Origin of the sequence: Allobosea sp. OAE752 (genome assembly GCF_050433265.1) — a bacterium.
In the GTDB taxonomy this organism is placed as follows: Bacteria; Pseudomonadota; Alphaproteobacteria; order Rhizobiales; family Beijerinckiaceae; genus Allobosea; species Allobosea spartocytisi.
In genome coordinates this window covers 439,797-460,143 of the sequence record NZ_JBNPXO010000005.1, presented here as the reverse complement: position 1 = coordinate 460,143, position 20,347 = coordinate 439,797, and the positions used below count along the sequence as shown (strand labels likewise).

At 66.3% G+C, this 20,347-nt stretch carries 22 protein-coding genes; 13 read left to right on the top strand and 9 right to left on the bottom strand.

From position 1 onward, the window contains the following. Positions 1-6 precede the first annotated feature (6 nt). Together GGC47_RS16405 and GGC47_RS16400 are read right to left on the bottom strand one after the other, a co-directional pair. Positions 7-243 carry a hypothetical protein gene (locus tag GGC47_RS16405; RefSeq protein ID WP_113253016.1) on the bottom strand — a complete coding sequence of 79 codons (237 nt, stop codon included), beginning with the start codon at positions 241-243 and terminating at the stop codon, positions 7-9. A gap of 203 nt (positions 244-446) precedes the next feature. After that, positions 447-1,409, bottom strand: a complete 963-nt coding sequence (locus GGC47_RS16400) for an AEC family transporter (RefSeq protein WP_429068521.1) — start codon at positions 1,407-1,409, stop codon at positions 447-449. 192 nt (positions 1,410-1,601) lie between these two features. On the opposite strand from GGC47_RS16400, the gene GGC47_RS16395 reads away from it, so the two are divergent. Further along, the gene (locus tag GGC47_RS16395) at positions 1,602-1,997 is read left to right on the top strand and encodes a hypothetical protein (protein WP_133565593.1); all 396 of its coding nucleotides are present in this window, start codon (positions 1,602-1,604) and stop codon (positions 1,995-1,997) included. Between the two features lie 159 nt (positions 1,998-2,156). After that, positions 2,157-2,537 carry a hypothetical protein gene (locus GGC47_RS16390; protein WP_142020755.1) on the top strand — a complete coding sequence of 127 codons (381 nt, stop codon included), beginning with the start codon at positions 2,157-2,159 and terminating at the stop codon, positions 2,535-2,537. Between the two features lie 129 nt (positions 2,538-2,666). Here the strand turns inward: GGC47_RS16390 and ruvX are convergent, their stop codons facing one another. Next, positions 2,667-3,164, bottom strand: coding sequence for a Holliday junction resolvase RuvX (gene ruvX / locus GGC47_RS16385; protein WP_038368799.1), 498 nt, complete (start codon positions 3,162-3,164; stop codon positions 2,667-2,669). A 179-nt stretch (positions 3,165-3,343) separates the two neighbouring features. Between ruvX and GGC47_RS16380 the strand changes: the two genes are divergently transcribed. Beyond that, positions 3,344-3,928, top strand: a complete 585-nt coding sequence (locus GGC47_RS16380) for a GNAT family N-acetyltransferase (protein WP_051988490.1) — start codon at positions 3,344-3,346, stop codon at positions 3,926-3,928. 115 nt (positions 3,929-4,043) lie between these two features. Here GGC47_RS16380 and ade read toward each other — a convergent pair whose 3' ends face one another. Next, a complete protein-coding gene (gene ade, locus GGC47_RS16375; protein WP_142020756.1) occupies positions 4,044-5,744 on the bottom strand; it encodes an adenine deaminase in 1,701 nt (566 codons plus the stop codon). Positions 5,745-5,866: 122 nt separating this feature from the next. Here ade and GGC47_RS16370 point away from each other — a divergent pair, with 122 nt between their 5' ends. The 4 genes from GGC47_RS16370 to GGC47_RS16355 all read left to right on the top strand — a co-directional run bounded on the left by GGC47_RS16370 (position 5,867) and on the right by GGC47_RS16355 (position 8,969). Beyond that, entirely contained in the window at positions 5,867-6,565 is a 699-nt protein-coding gene (locus GGC47_RS16370) for a metal-dependent hydrolase (RefSeq protein ID WP_142020757.1), read from the top strand. 109 nt (positions 6,566-6,674) lie between these two features. Continuing rightward, complete coding sequence (gatC, locus tag GGC47_RS16365) at positions 6,675-6,962, top strand: Asp-tRNA(Asn)/Glu-tRNA(Gln) amidotransferase subunit GatC (protein ID WP_038368128.1); 288 nt, start codon at positions 6,675-6,677, stop codon at positions 6,960-6,962. An 83-nt stretch (positions 6,963-7,045) separates the two neighbouring features. Next, positions 7,046-8,560 carry an Asp-tRNA(Asn)/Glu-tRNA(Gln) amidotransferase subunit GatA gene (gatA, locus tag GGC47_RS16360; protein WP_142020758.1) on the top strand — a complete coding sequence of 505 codons (1,515 nt, stop codon included), beginning with the start codon at positions 7,046-7,048 and terminating at the stop codon, positions 8,558-8,560. A 202-nt stretch (positions 8,561-8,762) separates the two neighbouring features. Further along, positions 8,763-8,969, top strand: a complete 207-nt coding sequence (locus GGC47_RS16355) for a hypothetical protein (protein ID WP_142020759.1) — start codon at positions 8,763-8,765, stop codon at positions 8,967-8,969. Positions 8,970-9,096: 127 nt separating this feature from the next. Here GGC47_RS16355 and GGC47_RS16350 read toward each other — a convergent pair whose 3' ends face one another. Further along, positions 9,097-12,297 (bottom strand): efflux RND transporter permease subunit, encoded by a 3,201-nt coding sequence (locus GGC47_RS16350; protein WP_038368120.1) that lies wholly within the window; start codon positions 12,295-12,297, stop codon positions 9,097-9,099. Positions 12,298-12,382: 85 nt separating this feature from the next. Beyond that, complete coding sequence (locus GGC47_RS16345; RefSeq protein WP_038368118.1) at positions 12,383-13,534, bottom strand: efflux RND transporter periplasmic adaptor subunit; 1,152 nt, start codon at positions 13,532-13,534, stop codon at positions 12,383-12,385. Between the two features lie 321 nt (positions 13,535-13,855). Between GGC47_RS16345 and gatB the strand changes: the two genes are divergently transcribed. The 4 genes from gatB (at position 13,856) to GGC47_RS16325 (ending at position 17,353) form a co-directional block, all read left to right on the top strand. Next, positions 13,856-15,337, top strand: coding sequence for an Asp-tRNA(Asn)/Glu-tRNA(Gln) amidotransferase subunit GatB (gatB, locus tag GGC47_RS16340; RefSeq protein ID WP_038368115.1), 1,482 nt, complete (start codon positions 13,856-13,858; stop codon positions 15,335-15,337). Between the two features lie 140 nt (positions 15,338-15,477). Further along, on the top strand, positions 15,478-15,984 hold the full coding sequence (locus GGC47_RS16335) for a GNAT family N-acetyltransferase (RefSeq protein WP_038368112.1): 507 nt from the start codon (positions 15,478-15,480) through the stop codon (positions 15,982-15,984). A gap of 45 nt (positions 15,985-16,029) precedes the next feature. Continuing rightward, positions 16,030-16,518 (top strand): GNAT family N-acetyltransferase, encoded by a 489-nt coding sequence (locus GGC47_RS16330; protein ID WP_133565588.1) that lies wholly within the window; start codon positions 16,030-16,032, stop codon positions 16,516-16,518. 127 nt (positions 16,519-16,645) lie between these two features. Beyond that, positions 16,646-17,353, top strand: a complete 708-nt coding sequence (locus GGC47_RS16325; protein WP_038368107.1) for a glutathione S-transferase N-terminal domain-containing protein — start codon at positions 16,646-16,648, stop codon at positions 17,351-17,353. Between the two features lie 132 nt (positions 17,354-17,485). On the opposite strand, the gene GGC47_RS16320 is transcribed toward GGC47_RS16325, so the two are convergent. After that, on the bottom strand, positions 17,486-17,872 hold the full coding sequence (locus GGC47_RS16320) for a DUF2147 domain-containing protein (RefSeq protein WP_133565586.1): 387 nt from the start codon (positions 17,870-17,872) through the stop codon (positions 17,486-17,488). Positions 17,873-18,226: 354 nt separating this feature from the next. On the opposite strand from GGC47_RS16320, the gene GGC47_RS16315 reads away from it, so the two are divergent. After that, positions 18,227-18,496, top strand: a complete 270-nt coding sequence (locus GGC47_RS16315) for a hypothetical protein (RefSeq protein ID WP_038368102.1) — start codon at positions 18,227-18,229, stop codon at positions 18,494-18,496. 43 nt (positions 18,497-18,539) lie between these two features. Here the strand turns inward: GGC47_RS16315 and GGC47_RS16310 are convergent, their stop codons facing one another. After that, the gene (locus tag GGC47_RS16310) at positions 18,540-18,674 is read right to left on the bottom strand and encodes a hypothetical protein (RefSeq protein WP_260368324.1); all 135 of its coding nucleotides are present in this window, start codon (positions 18,672-18,674) and stop codon (positions 18,540-18,542) included. A 174-nt stretch (positions 18,675-18,848) separates the two neighbouring features. Between GGC47_RS16310 and ndk the strand changes: the two genes are divergently transcribed. Continuing rightward, positions 18,849-19,271, top strand: a complete 423-nt coding sequence (gene ndk / locus GGC47_RS16305; protein WP_038368099.1) for a nucleoside-diphosphate kinase — start codon at positions 18,849-18,851, stop codon at positions 19,269-19,271. A gap of 116 nt (positions 19,272-19,387) precedes the next feature. Here the strand turns inward: ndk and GGC47_RS16300 are convergent, their stop codons facing one another. Next, the gene (locus GGC47_RS16300; protein WP_051988489.1) at positions 19,388-20,230 is read right to left on the bottom strand and encodes a MipA/OmpV family protein; all 843 of its coding nucleotides are present in this window, start codon (positions 20,228-20,230) and stop codon (positions 19,388-19,390) included. Positions 20,231-20,347 lie beyond the last annotated feature (117 nt).

Below are 20,347 nucleotides of genomic sequence, written 5' to 3'. Positions count from 1 at the left end.
TCCGGATCAGGCGTCGAGCTTCCGCTCTGCGATCTGCTCGATCTGCGCCGAGGCCTCGATCCGCGCCATTTCGAGGAAATAGGACAGGGTGTCGAGCTTGGCGTTCCGGGCCATCCGGCGCAGCTCCGCCGTCATCCCTTCGATGAAACTCGCGGCCTCGAACGGCGAAAGCGGCCGTTCCGGCAGTTCGGTTTCCTGTTCGGCATCGCTATACGCGGACCGGACCTTATCGACCGGATTCATCGCGGGCAGACTCCCTCATGGTTGGAGGCCAGTCGTTCACTGTCGCCGGCTCAACGCCAGTGATGCACTTATAGGGTGTATATGTAATTAAATACAAGTTTTAGGATATGGTTCCGCCCTGTGCTCGCATAAGGCGCCAGCCTTCGGGGCAAGCGGAAGAGAGCCGGTGCGATTGGGCGCTTTTCCTCCAAAATCGGCGGATTCTATCCCAGAAGAAGGACTGCCACCGGTATCGTGGCGAGCGCGAGCAGCGTCTGCAAGGTGGTGATCTCGGCCATGAGCGGCGCGTCTCCGCCGAGGTCCCGGGCCAGGAAATAAGCAGCCGTCGCCGTGGGCACGGCGCCCGCGATGATCGTCATCGTCAGGGCGGGGCCCGTTACGCCGAAAAGCCCGGCAAAGACCCATGCCGCCAGCGGCATCGCGACGAGCTTGAGCAGAACGGCGACGCCATGCGCCAGGTTCGGTCGGGCCAGCCGCTTCAGGTCGAGCCCGGCCCCGACCACGAGCAGCCCGATCCCGAGCGAGGCGCGGCCGAGCACGTCGAGATAGCCGATGAAGGCCGTGGGCATGGCCCATTGCACCTGGTTGAGGGTGAGCCCCACCGCGGACGACCAGATGAAGGGGTTGTACAGGATCGAGCGGATGGTCGCGCTGGCGCTCATCGGTTTGCCATTGGCGAAGCGTGCCAGCACCAGCACGCAGATCACGTTGAGCAGCGGAATCATCGACGCCACCGCGATCGCCATCAGCGTCGCGCCGGTGCGGCCCTGCAACCCGGAGGCGAGGGCGAGCGCGACGAAGGTGTTCCAGCGCACCGAGCCTTGGAAGATCGAGGTGAAGGCCGGCCCGCCGATGCCGGCCCGCGCAAGCAGCGGGCGCGCCAGCAGCAACAGGGCCGCGACGCTGAGAATGGCGAGGACGAGGCTAAAGCCCATGGCCAGCACGGGCAGGTCGCCGAGATTGGCCATCGCCAGCGTGTAGATGACGACGGCCGGGAAGAGCACCTGATAGGTCAGCCGCTCGACGCCGATCCAATGTGCCGGCGAGACGATCTCGCGAACCTTGAGGAACCAGCCCGTCGCGATGACGAGGAAGACGGCGATCAGGCTGTCGAGCATGACGGGCGGGAACTCGTGGAAATGGCCGGAGGGAACAAAGGCTTCCATCACCGGTTGTGGAGTCGGATGGAAGACCGGCCTGTCCCTCCCATGGCAGGCGGATCGGGAGCAAGCGCGTTGCCATTCGGTCGCCTTTGTCTCCGCCGCATTGCCGCCGTGATTGGTTCAGGTCTCATTCAAGAGTGGCGGCGCAAGATATCCGCAAGGTTCGGGCGCTGTCCCGGGAAAGGAGATATCGTCATGATGTCTTTGAGGAAGAAATGGATTGTCGCTCTGACCGCGGCCAGCGTCGCGGTGGGTAGCGTTGCGGTGCCGGCGATGGCGCAGGAGCGCCGTTCCTTCGATCCGGCCAGGCTCGACAAGGCGCAGGCCGAATACAGCCAGTATCGCTATCGCGGTTACTATCGCGGCGGCTGGCGTGGGCCTTCGAGGGGCTCGGCCATTGCGGCCGGCGTCGGCCTGGGCATCCTCGGAGCGGCGGCTGCCGCGGCGAGCGCTCGCTCCTATGACCCGTATTACGATGGCGGCTATTATGCCGCACCGGTCTACGCGCCGCCGCCGCCGGTCTATGTGGCGCCGCGCTACTACGCGCCCTACGGCTACTATGCGCCCTACGACTTCCGCGATCATCGCTGATCGCGGATGATGATCGGAGCGAAGGGCGGAACTCGCTCCTTGCTCCGATAAGATAACAAGATCGAGATTCGGTCGCCACTTCGGCCGGACGGAGAAACGCCACCGTGAGCCGCTCCGGCTCGCGGTGGGCCTGAATTGGGGGAATGTCGGATGATTGGGTTGAAACGCTACGTGTCGGTCAAACGAGCGCTGATGGTTGGGGTGCTCGCCCTCGGGCTGGCGCCGGCCGCCTCGCTCGCGCAGGACATGCCCTACGGCAATGACTACGGCCGTGGCGGGAGCTATCAGGCCAACCCGTATTCCCGGGGCGGCAACTATAACTACAATTATCAGCGGCCACCGGCCGCCGGCGGTCCGATCGACAACGGCGCGCCCAGCTATCGCGGCGGCCCGGGGTATCGTAGCGGGCCGGCCTATGGCGGTGGACGCGCTTACGGCCGGCGCGGCAATCCCTATTACGGCATGTCGATCGAGCAGCAGAAGCGCGCGATCCGAAACCAGCGCGAAGCGCAGAAGCGGGCCATCAAGCGCGGCTTCTGACAGCCTCGCCGGCACTCCGACATCAATCACGACCCGGGCCGGGACGGAAAACCCTTCCGTTCCGGTCTTCGCCATGTCGGGACGGCGGACAGGCTTCGATCTGATCGGGGGGCCGGCGTGGCGCCGGGCTCACGCCGTTTCCGGCCCGAATGCGTCGTCGGCCAGTCGCGCGAGCCGGTCGAGCGCGCCCTGAAGGATGTAGGCGGCCGCCATCTTGTCGACCACGGCCGCGCGCTTGGCCCGTGAGGCGTCGGCGTCGAGCAGGGTGCGCGTGACCGCAAGCGTCGACATGCGCTCGTCCCAGAACACGATCGGCAATTCGGTCAGCGGCGCGAGATTGCGCACGAAGGCGCGGGTCGACTGTACGCGCGGCCCCTCGCTGCCATCCATGTTGAGCGGCAGGCCGATCACCAGCCCGGCGACCTGATATTTGCCCGCGATCTTGAGCAGCGCGGCAGCGTCGAGCCCGAACTTGACGCGCTGGATGGTTTCGAGCGGCGTCGCGATGCTGCGCTCCACATCCGACAGCGCGAGCCCGATCGTCTTGGTGCCGAGGTCGAGCCCGAGCAGCCGCGCGTGATCCGGCAGATCGAGAAGGCTTTCGAGCGGAACGATGGCACTGGTCATCCCAGCGCGGTAGCACGCGGGGCCCGCGCTTACGAGCGATTGCTGCGCGAAGAGCGCCTTGCATCCCGGGAATGGCCACCGTCGCGCCAGATCGTGCCGGAGCCGTCGCGCATGGCGACCGAGCGCTCTATCCTCGATGCACGAAGGCGGGATCGCCGCCATGGAAGGATACACTGCGCGTGCCGGCTCTGATCTCGTTGCAAGTTCCCGACAGAGCCCTGCTCGCGCCCTATGAGGCGGCGCTGCGCGGCGGCTGGTCGCCGAATACGACACGCGACGTCGCGCCGGAACAGCTCGCCGCCATCGCTGCCGATCCCGACGCCTTCCTCGCCGAACTCCGCGGTGGACCGGGCCTTATCCGCCTGCCGGATGGCCGCGAGGTCGAGCGCCTGCCGGGGCCGACGCGCTGGATCTTCGCGCAGGACAGACCCGGGCGTCCCTTCGTCGGCTCGATCAATCTGCGCTGGCAGGCGGATGCAGAAGGCCGCCCGATGCTGGCCCTGCCCGAGCATGTGCTCGGACATATCGGCTACGCCATCCTTCCGGCCTTCGCCGGCCACGGCTACGCCACCGCCGCGCTCGGCGCCATGCTGCAGGTGGCGCATCAGGCCGGCTTGCCGGAGGTCGTCATCACCTGCGACGAGTCCAACCACGCCTCGCGGCGCATCATCGAGAAGAACGGCGGGCGGCTGGTCGAAGCCTTCACCGCGCCGCTCTATAGCCCCGACCCGCATCTGCGTTTCCAGCTCAGCACCGCTCGGTGATCAGCCTCGCCAGAGGGCCAGCAGGTGAATCGTTGGATGAAGCCGTGATCGGAAACGATTCCGCTTATTGAAGAATCGGCCCGCTCGAATGCGCCGAGATCGCGCGAGATGTCCCTCAGACGAGCGCGAACCGGTCGACATCGACCAGTCCCTTGTCGGTGATCTTGAGATGCGGGATCACCGGCAGGGTCAGGAAGGCGACCTGCAGGAAGGGTTCCGCCAGCACGACGCCGAGCGCCTTCGCCGCCGCGCGCAGCGTTTCAAGATCGTGCCGCACCGCTTCGAAAGGCGCTTCGCTCATCAGCCCGGCGACCGGCAGCGCCAGCTCCGCCACGATCTTGTCGCCATCGGCCACCGCGAAGCCGCCGCCGGTCTCGATCAGCCGGTTGGCCGCCGCCGCCATCGCGACGTCATCGACGCCGACCACGCAGAGATTGTGGCTGTCATGGCCGACCGAGGAGGCGATGGCGCCGCGCTTCATGCCGAAGCCATGGACGAAGCCCGTGGCGATGCCGCCGCTCCTGCCATGGCGCTCGATCACCGTGACCTTGACCGCATCCTGCGCGAGATCGGGCAGGGCCTCGCCATCGCGCGCGGGCAGGGACATCGCCAGCCGCTCGGTGATGATCCGGCCGGGCACGACGCCGATCACCGGTGTCTCGCCCTCGCGGGCCTGTGCTCGGAAATCGGCCGGCGTGAGCCTGCGGCTCTTCACGCTGCCATGTCCGACCGCCGGAACCTCAGTCCGGCCCTCGAACAGCCCGGCTTCGACCAACCGCCCCCCGGTGAAGACATGGCGCACCGAACAGGTGGCGAGATCCTCGACCAGCACGATGTCGGCGCGTTTGCCCGGCCCGATGAAGCCGCGGTCGAACAGGCCGAAATTCCGCGCCGCCGAGAGTGAGGCGATGCGGTAGGTCGCCAGCATATCCGCGCCGTTCGCGATGGCGGTGCGGATCATGTAGTCGAGATGACCTTCCTCGCCGATATCGAGCGGGTTGCGGTCATCCGTGCAGAAGGCGAGGAAGGGCGAGGCATCGCGCGAGATCAGCGGGATCAGCGCATGCAGGTCCTTCGAGACCGAGCCCTCGCGGATCAGGATCGCCATGCCTTTGCTGAGTTTTTCGCGCGCTTCGTCGGCGGTGGTCGTCTCGTGGTCGGTGCGGATGCCGGCGGCGAGATAGGCGTTGAGGTCCATGCCCCGCACCAGCGGCGCATGGCCGTCGATATGGCGGTCCGAGAAGGCCTCGAGCTTGGCGAGGCAGCCGGGATCGCGGTGGATCACGCCCGGAAAGTTCATGAATTCGGCGAGGCCGATGACCTTGGGATGGTCCATCATCGGGGTCAGGTCGGCAGCCTCGAGCTGCGCGCCGGCCGTCTCCAGATGCGTCGCCGGCACGCAGCTCGACAGGTTGACGCGCAGATCCATCCGCATCGCCTCAGAGCAGGCGAGGAAATAGCGGATGCCCTCGGCGCCCAGCACGTTGGCGATCTCGTGAGGATCGCAGATCGCAGTGGTGACGCCGTGCGGCAGCACGCAGCGCTCGAACTCGAAGGGCGTCACCAGCGAGGATTCGATATGCAGATGCGTGTCGATGAAGCCGGGCACGGCGATGAGGCCGGCGGCGTCGAAGACGCGCTTGCCTTCGTATTGGCCATAGGTCCCGACGATGGTGTCGCCGCAGAGGGCGATGTCGCTCTCGACGAGATCGCCGCTGACAAGATCGAGGAGGCGCGCCCCCTTGATGACGAGATCGGCCGGCTCGTCGCCATGCCCCTGGGCGATCCGGCGGGCGAGCGTGGCTGCGTCGGTCATGGAGCGATTCCGTTGGCTGGTCATGCCGACAGCCTGCATGGCTGCGCGCGCATTGTCGACTTGGTCGGGCGGTCGGATCGGCCTAGATAGGGGCCGGCAACTGAAAAGCCTGGAGTCCCCGCATGAAGCTCACCTGGTACGGCCATTCCGCCTTCCGCGCCGAGATCGACGGCGCCGTCATCCTGATCGACCCGTTCTTCACCGGTAATCCGGGCTTCGAGGGCGATATCGCGGCCATCTCCAGCGGCGTGACCCATATCGTCGTCACCCACGGCCATGGCGACCATGTCGGCGACACGCTCGACATCGCCGAGAAGACCGGCGCGACGGTCATCACCAATTACGACCTCGCCATGCATCTCGCCGCGAAGGGGCTGAAGAAGTTCCAGCCGATGAACACCGGCGGCACCGTCGATCTCGGCCCGTTCAGCGTCACGCTGGTCCGCGCCGACCATTCGGCGGGAATGGGCGAGGCCGGCGTCGCCGTCCCGGTCGGCAGCCCCAACGGCGCCATCATCAAGGCGAAGGGCGAGAAGACGCTCTGGCATATGGGCGACACCGACATCTTCTCGGACATGGCGCTCCTCAGCGAGATCCATGGCGTCGAGGCCTGCATCTGCCCGGTCGGCGACCGCTTCACCATGGGCGGCAAGGTCGCGGCGCTCGCCATGACCCGCTTCGTCAAGCCGAAGGTGGCGATTCCCTGCCATTACGGCTCGTTCCCGATCATCGACTCGAACGCCGATGCTTTCGTCGCCGGGATGCAGGGCAGCGGCATCGAGGTCGTGGTGCCGAAGAAGGGCGAAGCCTTCGCGGTCTGAGCCGGGCTCCCGGATCGTCAATGTTGATTTACGTCGGGGTGTTCGCCGCGCTATAGCCCCGGCGAACCGTTTTCAGGCGCATAAGCCGCGCCCCATTCAGGAGTCCGCCATGTCGGTCGATCTCGCCACCGTCAAGCGCGTCGCGCATCTCGCGCGCATCGCCGTTCCGGAGGCCGATCTGCCCAAGCTGCAAGGCGAGCTCAACGCCATCCTCGGCTTCGTCGAACAGCTCAACGAGGTCAATGTTGAGGGCGTCGAGCCGATGACCTCGGTGACGCCGATGGCGATGAAGCAGCGCGAGGACGTGGTCGATGACGGCGAGATCGCCGACGAGATCGTCGCCAACGCCCCGGTTTCCGAAGACGATTACTTCATGGTGCCCAAGGTGATCGAATAGGCGCGAAACGCGCTTGTTCGATCACCCCGGACGCGCGCAGCGCGATCGGGGGTCTTTTGACCAGATAACTCCGGAATTTTCCCGTGACCGATCTCACCCGCCTGACCCTGACCGAGGCCCGTGACGGCCTGAAGGCCAAGACCTTCACCGCGACCGAGCTGACCAAGGCGCATATCGCCGCCGTCGAGAAGGGCCGCGCCCTCAACGCTTACGTGCTCGAAACGCCCGAGCATGCCCTGAAGCAGGCCGCCGCGTCAGACGAGCGCATCGCCAAAGGCGAGGCCGGGCCGCTCGAGGGTCTGCCGCTCGGCATCAAGGACCTCTTCGCGACACAGGGCGTGCGCACCACCGCCTGCTCGAAGATCCTCGGCAATTTCGTGCCGCCCTATGAATCGACCGTCTCTAGCCAGCTCTGGCGCGACGGCGCGGTGATGCTCGGCAAGCTGAACAACGACGAATTCGCCATGGGCTCGTCCAACGAGACCTCGGCTTTCGGCAGTGTCGTCAACCCCTGGCGGCGCAGCGGTTCCAATGTCGGAGCCGGGCAGGGCGGGGCGGTCGAAGGCAACCATCTCGTGCCGGGCGGCTCCTCGGGTGGCTCGGCGACCGCCGTCGCCGCCGATCTCTGCCTCGCCGCCACCGCGACCGACACCGGCGGCTCGATCCGCCAGCCGGCCGCCTTCACAGGCACGGTCGGCATCAAGCCGACCTATGGCCGCTGCTCGCGCTGGGGCATCGTCGCCTTCGCCTCCTCGCTCGACCAGGCCGGGCCGATCGGCAAGAGCGTGCGCGACTGCGCCGTGATGCTGCGCTCCATGGCCGGGCACGACCCGAAGGACACCACCTGCGTCGATACCCCGGTGCCGGATTACGAATACGCCGTCGGCCGTTCGGTGAAGGGCATGAAGATCGGCATTCCCCGGGAATACCGGCTGGAGGGGCTGAACCCCGAGATCGACGCGCTCTGGCAGAAGGGCATCGAATGGCTCAAGGCCGCCGGCGCCGAGATCGTCGAGATCTCGCTGCCGCACACGAAATACGCCCTGCCGGCCTATTACATCGTGGCCCCGGCCGAGGCCTCCTCGAACCTTGCCCGCTATGACGGCGTCCGCTACGGCCTGCGCGAGAAGGGCAAGGACATCGTCGAGATGTATGAGAAGACCCGCGCCGCCGGCTTCGGCGCCGAGGTCAAGCGCCGCATCATGATCGGCACCTATGTGCTCTCGGCCGGCTATTACGATGCCTATTATCTGCGCGCCCAGAAGGTCCGCACCCTGATCAAGCGCGATTTCGAGACGGTCTATGCCGACGGCATCGATGCCGTGCTGACGCCGGCGACGCCTTCGGCGGCCTTCGGCATCGGCGAGAAGGGCTCGGCCGACCCGGTCGAGATGTACCTGAACGACATCTTCACCGTGACGGTGAACATGGCCGGCCTGCCAGGCATCGCGGTGCCGGCAGGGCTGGACAGCCAGGGCCTGCCGCTCGGCCTCCAGCTCATCGGCCGCCCCTTCGACGAGGAGACGCTGTTCTCGCTCGGCGAGGTGATCGAGCAGGCGGCGGGCCGCTTCCCGGTGAGCGAGCGCTGGTGGGGCTGAGGCGCCCGCCCTGAAGCTTTCCGAGCCCTCATCCTGAGGAGCCGTTCCGCAGGGAACGGCGTCTCGAAGGATGCTCCATTGGGCTCCCGTGCATGCTGGATCATCCTTCGAGACGCGCCTGCGGCGCTCCTCAGGATGAGGGCTCGCTATTGACCGCTGGCTCGTAGAGATTGGCGATCGGATGCCCCGCGAGGAGACGGCCATGATCTTCAGCCGCGCCATGGCCTATGCCTGCCTGACGGTGCTCGCCGGCATCCTCGCCTTCGTCGCTGTCCTGCTGGTCCTGCTGACGATCGTCCAGATGGCGCGAGGGGAGGCTGTTCCCGATCCTGCCGCGAGAGCCATCGCGACCGTCATTGCGATGGGCCTCGCTCTGGGCTGCCGGGCGGTGGCGCGGCGCCTGGTCTGATCCTTTCCGAAAGGCTTCGCTGCTCGGGCTCCGAAAGCCCCGGAGTGGAGGCGAAACGAAAAGGGGCCGCAATTGCGGCCCCTTTCTTGTTCGTGGCTCCGGTTGCCGGAGCGGCCGCCGGCGGCTTTCAGTGCGCCGCTGTCGGCTCGGCCGGCGGCGGGGCCTGCACCTTCCGCTTGGTCCCGCGCAGATCCGCCAGCCAGCGCACCATCACGTAGAACACCGGCGTGAAGATCAGGCCGAAGAAGGTCACGCCCAGCATGCCGGAGAACACCGCGATGCCCATCGCCTGGCGCATCTCGGCGCCGGCGCCGACCGAGATGGTCAGCGGCAGCACGCCCAGGATGAAGGCGACCGAGGTCATCAGGATCGGCCGCAGTCGCGTCCGGGCCGCGGCGATGGCCGCGTCGCGCCGGTTCATGCCTTCGTCCTCGGCCTGCTTGGCGAACTCGACGATCAGGATCGCGTTCTTCGCCGCCAGGCCGACGAGCACCACCAGGCCGATATCGACCAGGATGTTGCGGTCGAGATTGGCGTAGTTCACCCCGAACATCGCCGCCAGGATACACATCGGCACGATCAGGATGACCGCCAGCGGCAGCAGCCAGCTCTCGTAGAGAGCCGCCAGCAGCAGGAAGACGAAGACCACCGCCAGGCCGAAGGCGACGATCGCGGTGTTGCCGGCGAGCTTCTCCTGCAGCGCGATCTCGGTCCATTCGAAGCCGAAGCCGGCCGGCAGGCGCTCGGCCGCGATCTTCTCGACCGCCGCGATGCCCTGGCCGGTGGAGAAGCCGTGCGCCATCGAAAGCTGCACTTCCGCTGCCGGATAGAGATTGTAGCGCGGCACGCGATAGGCACCGGTCGTGTCCTTGAAGGTGGCGACCGAGCCGATCGGCACCATCTCGCCATCCGCGTTGCGGGTCTTGAGATTGGCGACGTCGCGGGTGGTCAGGCGGAACGGATTGTCGGCCTGTGCCGTGACGCGGAAGGTGCGGCCCAGCAGGTTGAAGTCGTTGATATAGGCCGAGCCCATATAGATCGACAGCGTCTCGAAGATGCGGGTGACGGGCACGCCGAGCATCTCCGCCTTGGTGCGGTCGATATCGGCGTAGATCTGCGGCGTCTTGGTCGAGAACAGGGTGAAGGGCTGCACGATGAAGGGCAGCTGGCCGGCCGAGCCGGCGACCGTCCAGGCCGCGCCTTCGAGCGCCGCGAGGCCGCGCCCGCTGCGATCCTGCACATAGCCCTTGAGGCCGCCGCCATTGCCGATGCCGGAAATCGCCGGCGGCTCGATCAGCAGGGTGAAGGCTTCCGAAATCCCGAACATCTGCTGGCGGAGGTCGCCGAAGATGCCCTGGGTCGTCAGGCCCTGCTTCACGCGCTCTTCGAAGGGGGAGAGCGTGACGAAGGCGACGCCGGTGTTCGGCGCGATGGTGAAGGTCGCGCCATCGAGGCCGGCGAAGGCGACGGTATGCGCAACGCCGGGGCGGGACTGCAGGATCTCGTTGGCCCTGCGCAGCACGGCGTCGGTACGCTCGAGCGAGGAGCCGGGCGGCAACTGGATCACGGCGATGAAATAGCCGCGGTCGAGCTGCGGAACGAGGCCGGTCGGCGTCTGGACCAGCCGCTGCGCGGTCAGCGCGATCAGCCCGGCATAGACGATGAGCAGGATCACGGCGAGGCGGATCAGCCGCGAGGTGACGCGCCCATAGCTACGCGAAAGCCAGTCGAAGGCCGCGTTGAAGTAGTGGAAGAACCAGCGCACAGGCGCGCCCAGCTTGTAGATGAAGCCGTGCTGCTCATGCGGGTCATGCGCCTTGTGCGGCTTCAGCAGCAGCGCCGACATCGCCGGCGAGAGCGTCAGCGAGACAAAGCAGGAGATCGCGGTCGAGGCCGCGATGGTGACGGCGAACTGCTGGTAGAACGTGCCCTGCAGGCCGCTGATGAAGGCGGTCGGGATGAACACCGCGCAGAGCACGAGCGCGATCGCGAGCAGCGCGCCGCCGACCTCGTCCATGGTCTTGTGCGCGGCCTCCTTGGGCGACATTCCCTGCGCCAGATAGCGCTCGACGTTCTCGACGACCACGATCGCGTCGTCGACGACGATGCCGATCGCCAGCACCAGCGCGAGCAGCGAGATCGTGTTGAAGGAGATGCCGACCGCGCTCATGATCAGGAAGGTGCCGACCAGCGAGACCGGGATCGCGACGATCGGGATCACCGCCGCCCGCCAGGTCTGCAGGAACAGGATCACCACCACGACGACGAGGATCATCGCCTCGAACAGCGTGTGCACGACCGCGTCGACCGACTGCGCGATGAACTCGGTCGGGTTGTAGATGATGCGGTGCTCGAGTCCCGGCGGGAACTGCTTGGACATGTCGCTCATCGTCGCGATCAGCTTGTCCGAGGTCGCAAGCGCGTTCGAGCCGGGCCGCTGGAAGACGCCGATGGCGACGGTGTTCCTGTTGTCGAGATAGGCGTTGGTTGTGTAGTCCTGCGAGCCGAGCTCGACGCGGGCGATGTCGCGGACGCGGATGGTGCCGCCATCGGCGTCGGAGCGCACGACGATGTTCTCGAACTCGGAGACGTCGGTCAGGCGGCCGAGCGTATTGACCGAGAGCTGGAAGGCCTCGTTCGACTTCGCGGGCGGCTGGTTCAGCGCGCCGGCGGCCACCTGCACGTTCGCCGCCCTGAGCGCGGCGACGACGTCGCTCGCCGTCAGGTTGCGCGAGGCGACCTTGGCCGGATCGAGCCAGATGCGCATCGAGAAGTCGCGCGCGCCGAAGACCTGCACATCGCCGACGCCGTCGACGCGGGTCAGCACGTCCTTCACATAGAGCGAGGCGTAGTTGGAGATGTATTGCGCGTCGCGCGACCCGTCCGGCGAGATCATGTTGATGACCATCAGGAAGTCGGGCGAGGCCTTGCGCACCTGGACGCCCAGCGCCCGCACGTCCTGCGGCAGGCGCGGTTCGGCCTGGGAGACGCGGTTCTGCACCAGCACCTGCGCCTGGTCGATATCGGTGCCGCCCTTGAACACGACGTTGATCGTCACCACGCCGTCGCCGGTCGACTGCGAGGTGATGTAGAGCATGTCGTCGACGCCGTTCACCTCCTGCTCGATCGGCGTCGCCACCGTGGCGGCGACCGTCTCGGCCGAGGCGCCGGGATAGGTGGCGCGGATCGACACCGTCGGCGGGGCGATCTCGGGATATTCGGCGATCGGCAGGGAGCGCTGGGCGATCGCGCCGGCGATCGTCAGCAGGATCGAGAGGACCGTGGCGAAGATCGGCCGGTCGATGAAGAAATGGGCGAAGCGGAACATGGAAGGTCCTGTCCGGAAAAGGCGGACGGGCGCCGCAAGGCGCCCGGATTGTCGTGTCAGGGGCCGAGGGTCGGCCCCCGACCGGTCAGTTCGTTGTCGCGACCTTGATCTCGCCCGGCTGCGGCGTGACCGCCACGCCAGGACGGACCATCGGATTGGCATTGCCGCCGACGATGACCTTGTCCTGCGAGGTCAGGCCGGCGCGGATCACGCGCAGGCCTTCGCTGAGCGGGCCGAGCTCGACGATCTTCGGCACCACCTTGTTCTCGGGGCCGACGGTCAGCACGACCTTGTGGGACTGGTCCGAGGCGATGACGGCGTCGGGCACCAGCAGCGCATCCGCCTCACCGGCGAAGAAGCGCAGGCGGCCGAACACGCCGGGCGTCAGGAACTGGTCCTTGTTGTCGAACACGGCGCGGCCGCGAATGGTGGCCGAACGCGCATTGAGCGCGTTGTCGAGGAAGTTGACCTTGCCGCGGCGGTCCCACTTCGCCTCGTCGGACAGGCGCACTTCGACCACCGTGCCGGAATCGCGGCTGGCACCGTCGCGCGGATTGGCCATGCGGGCATAGCGCAGATAGTCGGCCTCCGAGACATCGAAGGTGAAGTAGATCGGATCGACCGCGACGATGGTGGTCAGCAGCGTCGCGCCGGACTGGCCGCCCGAGATCAGGTTGCCCGGATCGACGCGGCGGTTCGAGATGCGACCCGCCAGCGGCGCGCGCACCTCGGTCCATTCGAGATTGAGCTGGGCGGTCTTGAGATTTGCCTCCGCGCCCTGCAGCGTGCCGACGGCGCTGTCGAGATTGGCCCGCCGCTGGTCGACGTCGCGCGCCGTGATCGTGCGGTTCTGGGTCAGGCCCTCGGCGCGCTCGACCTCGTTGCGGGCGAGATCGACTTGCGCCTTGGCGCGGGCGATGTCGGCCTGCGCCACGTCGACGGCCAGTTTGTAAGGCCGCTGATCGATGGTAAAGAGGAGGTCGCCCTTCTGAACCAGCGCGCCGTCACGGAAATGGACGCGGTCGATGAAGCCGGAGACGCGCGCGCGCACCTCGACCTGCTCGCTCGCTTCGAAGCGGCCCGTATACTCGTCCCAGTTGGTGACGCGTTTGGCGAGCGGGTTGGCGATCTGGACGGGCGGGGCCGGCGGCGCTCCCTGGGCGGACGCATCCTGCTGAACGAGGATGGTCGACGCGGCGGCAGCGAGCACCAGGCCGATAAAACGGCTGCGTGACATGGAGAAACTCCGGATTGCGGGCCAGGCATATCATCGTTGGTTTCCGGCCGTTGGCGCAAGAAGGGTATGGCAGTGACGAATGTCAAGAACCATCACCCATCATAAGACGCCTTCCTGACACAAATAAGCAATGTTCCCGCCATCTGGTTGCAGGAGTGCAACGCGTTTCGGCCTCCGGATGACGCGTCGAGGCCCTGGCGCGAGGAATGCGTCTTGCGCGCGGCGACCTCCGCGCACTGTGATCCTTGCGCGCCGTGACCCTTGCCGCCCGTTCGCCGAAAGCGTAACGCGTAGCCGAGTTTGAGAGCCGAAAGGTTAGAGATGAACGCGCATGTCCGCCCCGCCGACCCCAAGAAGCTGATCAAGGGCGCGACCGGGGATTGGGAAGTGGTGATCGGCATGGAGATCCACGCCCAGGTCACCTCCAACGCCAAGCTGTTCTCCGGGGCTTCCACCGGCTTCGGCGCCGAGCCGAACGAACATGTCAGCCTCGTCGATGCGGCGATGCCGGGCATGCTGCCGGTGATCAACGCCGAATGCGTCCGCCAGGCGGTGCGCACGGGCCTCGGCCTCAACGCGCAGATCAACAATCGCTCGGTCTTCGACCGCAAGAACTATTTCTACCCGGACCTGCCGCAGGGCTATCAGATCAGCCAGTACAAGAGCCCGATCGTGGGCGAGGGCGAGATCGTGGTCGATCTCTCGCCGACCGAGCAGATCACGGTCGGCATCGAGCGGCTGCATCTGGAGCAGGATGCCGGCAAGTCGATCCACGACCAGCATCCGACGATGAGCTTCGTCGACCTCAACCGTTCGGGCGTGGCGCTGATGGAGATCGTCTCCAAGCCGGATCTGCGCTCGGCCGAGGAGGCGAAGGCCTATGTCTCGAAGCTGCGCACCATCCTGCGCTATCTCGGCACCTGCGACGGCGACATGGAGAAGGGCAATCTCCGCGCCGACGTGAACGTGTCCGTCCGCAAGCCCGGCGACGAGCTCGGCACGCGCTGCGAGATCAAGAACGTCAACTCGATCCGTTTCATCGGCCAGGCGGTCGAGGTCGAGGCGCGCCGCCAGATCGGCATCATCGAGGATGGCGGCACGATCGACCAGGAGACGAGGCTCTACGATCCCGGCAAGGGCGAGACCCGCTCGATGCGCTCCAAGGAAGAGGCGCATGACTACCGCTACTTCCCCGATCCCGATCTGCTGCCGCTCGAATTCGACGACGCCTTCGTCGCGAATCTGAAGGGCGCACTGCCGGAGCTGCCGGACGCCAAGAAGGCCCGCTTCATCGCGGAATACGGGTTGTCGCCCTATGACGCCTCGGTGCTCGTCGCCGAGCGCGAGCAGGCCGATTATTTCGAGGCGGTGGCGAAGGGCCGCGACGGCAAGGCCGCCGCGAACTGGGTGATCAACGAGCTGTTCGGCCGCCTCAACAAGGAAGGCAAGGACATCGCGTCCTCTCCTGTGTCGGCCCTCCAGCTCGGCGGGCTCGTCGACCTGATCGGCGAGAACGTCATCTCGGGCCGCATCGCCAAGGACCTCTTCGAGATCCTCTGGACCGAGGGCGGCGACCCGCGCCAGATCGTCGAGACCCGCGGCATGAAGCAGGTCACCGACACCGGCGCGATCGAGAAGGCCGTCGACGAGCTGATCGCGGCCAATCCCGACAAGGTCGAGCAGGTCAAGGCCAAGCCGACCATGCTGGGCTGGTTCGTCGGCCAGGCGATGAAGGCCTCCGGCGGCAAGGCCAACCCACAGGCCCTCAACGAGATCCTGAAGAAGAAGCTGGGGATCGAGTGATCGAATACGCCGTCATCCCGGACGCTGCGACGCGGAGATCCGGGATCCATGCCTGAAGCTTTTTCGGAAGCGCTCCGGCCTGGATCCCGGGTCAAGCCCGGGATGATCGCGGTGTTTCCTGCGCAAGCTGGACGATTGGGATGACCCCCGCCGATCTCGTCATCCGCGACGCCGAAGCCGCCGACATTCCGGCGGTCAGGGCGCTTCTGGTCGAGACCTGGCACGCGACCTATGACGGCATCTATGGTTGGCAGCGGGTCGCCGAGATCACCAATGCCTGGCATTCGCCGGAGAATCTGCACAGCCAGCTCGGCCGCGACGAGGGCGTCTTCCTCGTCGCGTCGGTCGGTGCGGAGATCGTCGCCACGGCATCCGCCAGACCGGAACGCGACGGCGCGGCGCTGCTGACCCGGCTCTATGTCCTGCCGGCCTGGCAGGGCGTCGGCATCGGCCGCACGCTGCTGCAGGTCGCGCTCGCCTGCTTTCCGAAGGCGCCGGTCGCCCGCCTCGAGGTCGAGAGCCAGAACGAACCGGCGATCGCCTTCTACGAACGCATGGGTTTTTTCCTGCAGCGCCAGGCGCGCTTCGACGGCCGCGACGACACGCCGAACACGCTGCTGATGGCCAAGCGCCTCTTTGCCGAGTGACCTTGCGCCCATTTCCCGTCTTTGCCTGAGCCGAAAGCCGACGCGATGACCAGGACATCTGTCTCCGCCGCAGAAATCACTATCCGCCGCGCGCGGGCCGAGGATGTCGCACGCATCGTGGAACTCATGATGCTCGGCGCGCCGACGCAGACGTTGACGCCGGAGGAGATCGCTGCCGAGGCACGTCACCCCGCCTATGCCGAGGCCTTCGCCGAGATCGCTGCCAGCAGGGACAGCGCGCTCTGCGTCGCCGAGCGGGCAGGGCAGGTGATCGGCACCTTTCAGATCACGCTGATCCCCGGCCTTATCGCGCGCGGGCGCAAGCGCGCCAAGATCGAGAGCGTCCACGTTTCGCCGGAGAGCCGCGGGCTCGGCATCGGTGCGCTGATGATCCGGCACGCCCTGGCCTTTGCCGAGGAGAGCGGCGCCGGTCTCGTCGAGCTGACCTCGAACAAGAGCCGCGTCGATGCCCATCGCTTCTACCGCAAACTCGGCTTCGACCAGAGCCATGAGGGCTTCAAGAAGCCGCTCTGAACCCGAAAAGGTTACACGCGGGGAGGACATGGCGCAGTCGCGCTGGGGGCGGGCGCAACCCCTTCCGGCCCCGCCGGCCTAACCATAGATTGGCGGCTGAAGTCTCGTCGCAGCAAGGAAGCTCCCGATGTCGCAAGCTCCCGCCAATCCGATCGACCTCTATTTCTGGCCGACGCCGAACGGCTACAAGATCAGCATCATGCTCGAAGAATGCGGGCTGCCCTACAACGTCGTTCCGGTGAACATCGGCAAGGGCGACCAGTTCAAGCCCGAGTTCCTCGCCATCTCGCCCAACAACCGCATGCCGGCCATCGTCGATCCCGACGGGCCGGACGGCAAGCCGATTTCCGTCTTCGAATCCGGCGCCATCCTCCAATACCTCGGCCGCAAGACCGGGAAGTTCTATCCGAAGGACGAGCGTGGCCGCGTCGCGGTCGACGAGTGGCTGTTCTGGCAGATGGGCGGTTTTGGCCCGATGCTCGGCCAGACCCATCATTTCCGCCTCTACGCGCCCGAACAGGTGCCCTACGCCATCGAGCGCTACACCAACGAGGCGAACCGCCTCTATGGCGTGCTGAACAAGCGGCTCGCGGGCCGCGACTACATCTGCGGCGATTATTCCATCGCCGACATGGCTTGCATCGGCTGGGCCCGCGGCTGGGAGCGGCAGGGCCAGGACATCAAGCAGTTCCCGCATGTCGGCCGCTGGATCGAGACGATGCTCGCTCGCCCCGCGGTCGAGCGCGGCCTCAAGGTCGGCGAGGAGCTGCGCAGCCCGGCCGGCATCAACACGCCGGAGCAGAAGGCGGTCCTCTTCGGCCAGAAGGCGAGCTGAACTGCTCTCCCTTCTCCCCCGGGGGAGAAGGTGGCAGTGCGAAGCGTTGACGGATGAGGGCCGTCAGCGCCACGCTTTCCTCATCCGTCTGCTTCGCAGACACCTTCTCCCGAGGGGAGAAGGAAAACCGGCTCAATTGGTCCGCGACCACTTCACCGTGCGGCAGATCAAGCCGCCCATGACACAGCCTGCCGTGGTCAGCGCATTGCCCGAGAGCGTCATCGTGCCCGAATAGGTCTTGCCGTCCTCCGGGTTGAAGGCGCTGCCGTTCCACTTGTTCGCGCCGTTCGGCTTCATGTCGAAGAAGATGCGCTGGCCGAGTTTCGCCGGACCGTTCGGATCCTTAAGCCATGAGATCGTGCCGCAGAGCGCATCGCCGCATTTGCTGAAGCGCACGCGCGAGGCGCCGGTGTCGCGTTCCCAGACGCCGACCACCTCCTGCGCCGAGGCGCGCGTGGCCGCGCCGGCCAGAGTGAACGCCGCCAGGCCTGCCAGGCCGAAAGCCGCCAGTGTCCTCATCGTTTCCTCCTGATCGGCCCGTCGGCCGTTATGGTTTACATGTGAACCATAGCGCCGTTTTGCGTCGGCTCCAAGATGCCGCAGCGACAGTTCTTGCCGGCGGTTCCGTGAGGCAAGGTGAATCCATCATCAACGCCGGCATTCCGCCGCTCTGGTCAGGGCATTGAGCGGAAACGCTTTTCCGGCATTCCTTCGTAAACGCCCCGTTGCTTTAACCTGGCGATGACGTCTCGTTGAGACTCGATTCATCGCAAAATTTAGCCCGCGCTTTAACGGTTGCGGCCACTCTCGCACTCATCGGTCGGGGCCTTGGACGGGTGGCTGGCCGCAACGACAGACAGGGTGGGTTCAATCATGGCACGCATGGAGATGAGCGCGATCCCCGCTTCACTGGTGGCACCGGTGGAAGTATCGGCCGAGGCCTATTGCGAGCTCGGGCTGATGCATGCTTCGGGGCGGGCAGGAGCCGTCGATCTGGTCAAGGCTCAGACCTGGTTCAACATCGCCTTCGCACGCGGCAGCGCCCGGGCGGCGGCGCATCGGCAGGAGCTGGCGCTGGAAATGAGCCGTGACGAGATCGCGGAAGCGTTGCGCGAGGCCCGCACTTTCCTGACGCGGCACTGAGTGCCGCGTTCGGCTACTCGGAGACGACGCGGTCTCGCGTCGTTCAGAAGGCCGCGATGCCGCCCGAGGGCGGGGGCAGGTTGCCCCTGCGGTCCTTGCTGATGGAGTCAGGCGTCACGAGCAGCACCTGGCAGAGCAGGGAAACGAAGCCCGCGAAGACGATCGCAACGACAACCATGGATTGGCTCCCTGTTGTTCACGCGCCATCCTAGCACGAAACAGATCAGTCGGCTCATGGATTCCGGTGCGGTAGCCCGGTGTGCGCCCCTTTTGGGGCAAGCCTTGTAGGGTGCGAAGGCGGCAGCTATAAGCGCGCCGCATTCCCTTATTCGACCCTTCCAAGGATCATTCGATGGCTGTCCAGCGTACCTTCTCCATTCTCAAGCCCGACGCGACGAAGCGCAACCTCACCGGCGCGGTCAACGCGGTCATCGAGAAGGCTGGCCTGCGGATCGTCGCGCAGAAGCGCATCCAGATGACCAAGGCCCAGGCCGAGACCTTCTACGCGGTCCATTCGGCGCGTCCCTTCTTCGGCGAGCTCGTCGAGTTCATGACCTCCGGCCCGGTCGTCGTGCAGGTTCTGGAAGGCGAGGACGCCATCGCCAAGTACCGTGACGTGATGGGCGCCACCAACCCGGCCAACGCCGCCGAGGGCACCATCCGCAAGCTCTTCGCCCAGTCGGTCGGCGAGAACACCGTGCACGGCTCGGACGCTGCCGAGACGGCGGCCGTCGAGATCGCCCAGTTCTTCGCGGGCAACGAGATCGTCGGCTGATCGCAGCCGCAGTTCAGGCTGAAAAGCAAAAAGGGCGGACCGGTTTGCCGGTCCGCCCTTTTCTTTTGGGGCGCAAGCCTGACCGGGCGCTTGCCCGGCCATGGCCCTGCCGTTCCTCAGAAACCGAGCGAGTAGTTCGATCCGGTGTCGAAGGAATAGCTCGCCGAGATGCCGACGGTGATCGAGTTGCGCGAACCGAAGGGCCGGACGATCGGCGAGCGGGCGGCGTCGCCGGTCAGGCGCTTGTACTCGACATAGGTCGTGGTCTGGAGTCGGTCGGACCAGTGATAGGTCGCCTGCGCCAGTGCGCCATACGAATGCACGCCGGCATTGAAGCGCTGCAGCAGCCCGCCGGTGCCGGGCAGGGCGCCGCTGGTGCCGAAATAGGTGCGCACGTAATCGGCGCTGGCGATGCGCATGCGCGGGCCGATGCCGAAGGTCCAGGGGCCGAGATTGGTGAAGGCGTCGAGCTTGAGGTCGGCGACGACGCCGTCATGGGCGACGATGCCGCGGCGGACGTCGACGCGGGCGCGCAGCCAGGATGTCGGATAGAATTCGGCGAAGGCGCCGGCCTCGCCACCGAATTTCGTGGGGGGCACCGCGACCAGCGCCGGGTTGACCTTGGCGTTGCGCTTCCAGAGCAGATCGCCCGAGAAGCCGATGCGCCAGCCCTGGCCGGAGAACACGCCGATGCTGAGCATGGCGTCGTCCTCGGCCGCCCACCAGGTGCTCTTCAGCCCCCGGCCGAGCGAGATGATCGGGCGCGCCCGGAAGAGATAGTCGTCGGAGCCGGTATAGTCCGGCTGGTAGCGCAGGCCCGCCCCGACCGTCAGATACCAGTTCTGGGCCGACTGGGGCGAGGTGAGCTGGGTGTAGTCGCTCGACTGGGCCTGTGCGGCTCCGGGCAAGGACAGGGCAAGGCCGAGCACGAGGCCCGCCAGATACGCAACGCAACGCATAGTCGAGAACTCCGGCGCCGTGGCACCTCTCGCAAGGGATCTTGCTGCAATGTCGATCAGGAGGATTAAGACGCGGTTAGCGTTGACGGCTTCTTACGCATGCGGCCTGTCGCGAAT

Coding starts and splice junctions, on each gene's coding strand:
- GGC47_RS16405 (WP_113253016.1), bottom strand. CDS start 243: ATGAATCCGGTCGATAAGGTCCGGTCCGCGTATAGCGATGCCGAACAG.
- GGC47_RS16400 (WP_429068521.1), bottom strand. CDS start 1,409: ATGGAAGCCTTTGTTCCCTCCGGCCATTTCCACGAGTTCCCGCCCGTC.
- GGC47_RS16395 (WP_133565593.1), top strand. CDS start 1,602: ATGATGTCTTTGAGGAAGAAATGGATTGTCGCTCTGACCGCGGCCAGC.
- ruvX (WP_038368799.1), bottom strand. CDS start 3,164: ATGACCAGTGCCATCGTTCCGCTCGAAAGCCTTCTCGATCTGCCGGAT.
- ade (WP_142020756.1), bottom strand. CDS start 5,744: ATGACCGACGCAGCCACGCTCGCCCGCCGGATCGCCCAGGGGCATGGC.
- GGC47_RS16370 (WP_142020757.1), top strand. CDS start 5,867: ATGAAGCTCACCTGGTACGGCCATTCCGCCTTCCGCGCCGAGATCGAC.
- gatC (WP_038368128.1), top strand. CDS start 6,675: ATGTCGGTCGATCTCGCCACCGTCAAGCGCGTCGCGCATCTCGCGCGC.
- GGC47_RS16355 (WP_142020759.1), top strand. CDS start 8,763: ATGATCTTCAGCCGCGCCATGGCCTATGCCTGCCTGACGGTGCTCGCC.
- GGC47_RS16350 (WP_038368120.1), bottom strand. CDS start 12,297: ATGTTCCGCTTCGCCCATTTCTTCATCGACCGGCCGATCTTCGCCACG.
- GGC47_RS16345 (WP_038368118.1), bottom strand. CDS start 13,534: ATGTCACGCAGCCGTTTTATCGGCCTGGTGCTCGCTGCCGCCGCGTCG.
- gatB (WP_038368115.1), top strand. CDS start 13,856: ATGAACGCGCATGTCCGCCCCGCCGACCCCAAGAAGCTGATCAAGGGC.
- GGC47_RS16335 (WP_038368112.1), top strand. CDS start 15,478: ATGACCCCCGCCGATCTCGTCATCCGCGACGCCGAAGCCGCCGACATT.
- GGC47_RS16330 (WP_133565588.1), top strand. CDS start 16,030: ATGACCAGGACATCTGTCTCCGCCGCAGAAATCACTATCCGCCGCGCG.
- GGC47_RS16325 (WP_038368107.1), top strand. CDS start 16,646: ATGTCGCAAGCTCCCGCCAATCCGATCGACCTCTATTTCTGGCCGACG.
- GGC47_RS16320 (WP_133565586.1), bottom strand. CDS start 17,872: ATGAGGACACTGGCGGCTTTCGGCCTGGCAGGCCTGGCGGCGTTCACT.
- GGC47_RS16315 (WP_038368102.1), top strand. CDS start 18,227: ATGGCACGCATGGAGATGAGCGCGATCCCCGCTTCACTGGTGGCACCG.
- GGC47_RS16310 (WP_260368324.1), bottom strand. CDS start 18,674: ATGGTTGTCGTTGCGATCGTCTTCGCGGGCTTCGTTTCCCTGCTCTGC.
- ndk (WP_038368099.1), top strand. CDS start 18,849: ATGGCTGTCCAGCGTACCTTCTCCATTCTCAAGCCCGACGCGACGAAG.
- GGC47_RS16300 (WP_051988489.1), bottom strand. CDS start 20,230: ATGCGTTGCGTTGCGTATCTGGCGGGCCTCGTGCTCGGCCTTGCCCTG.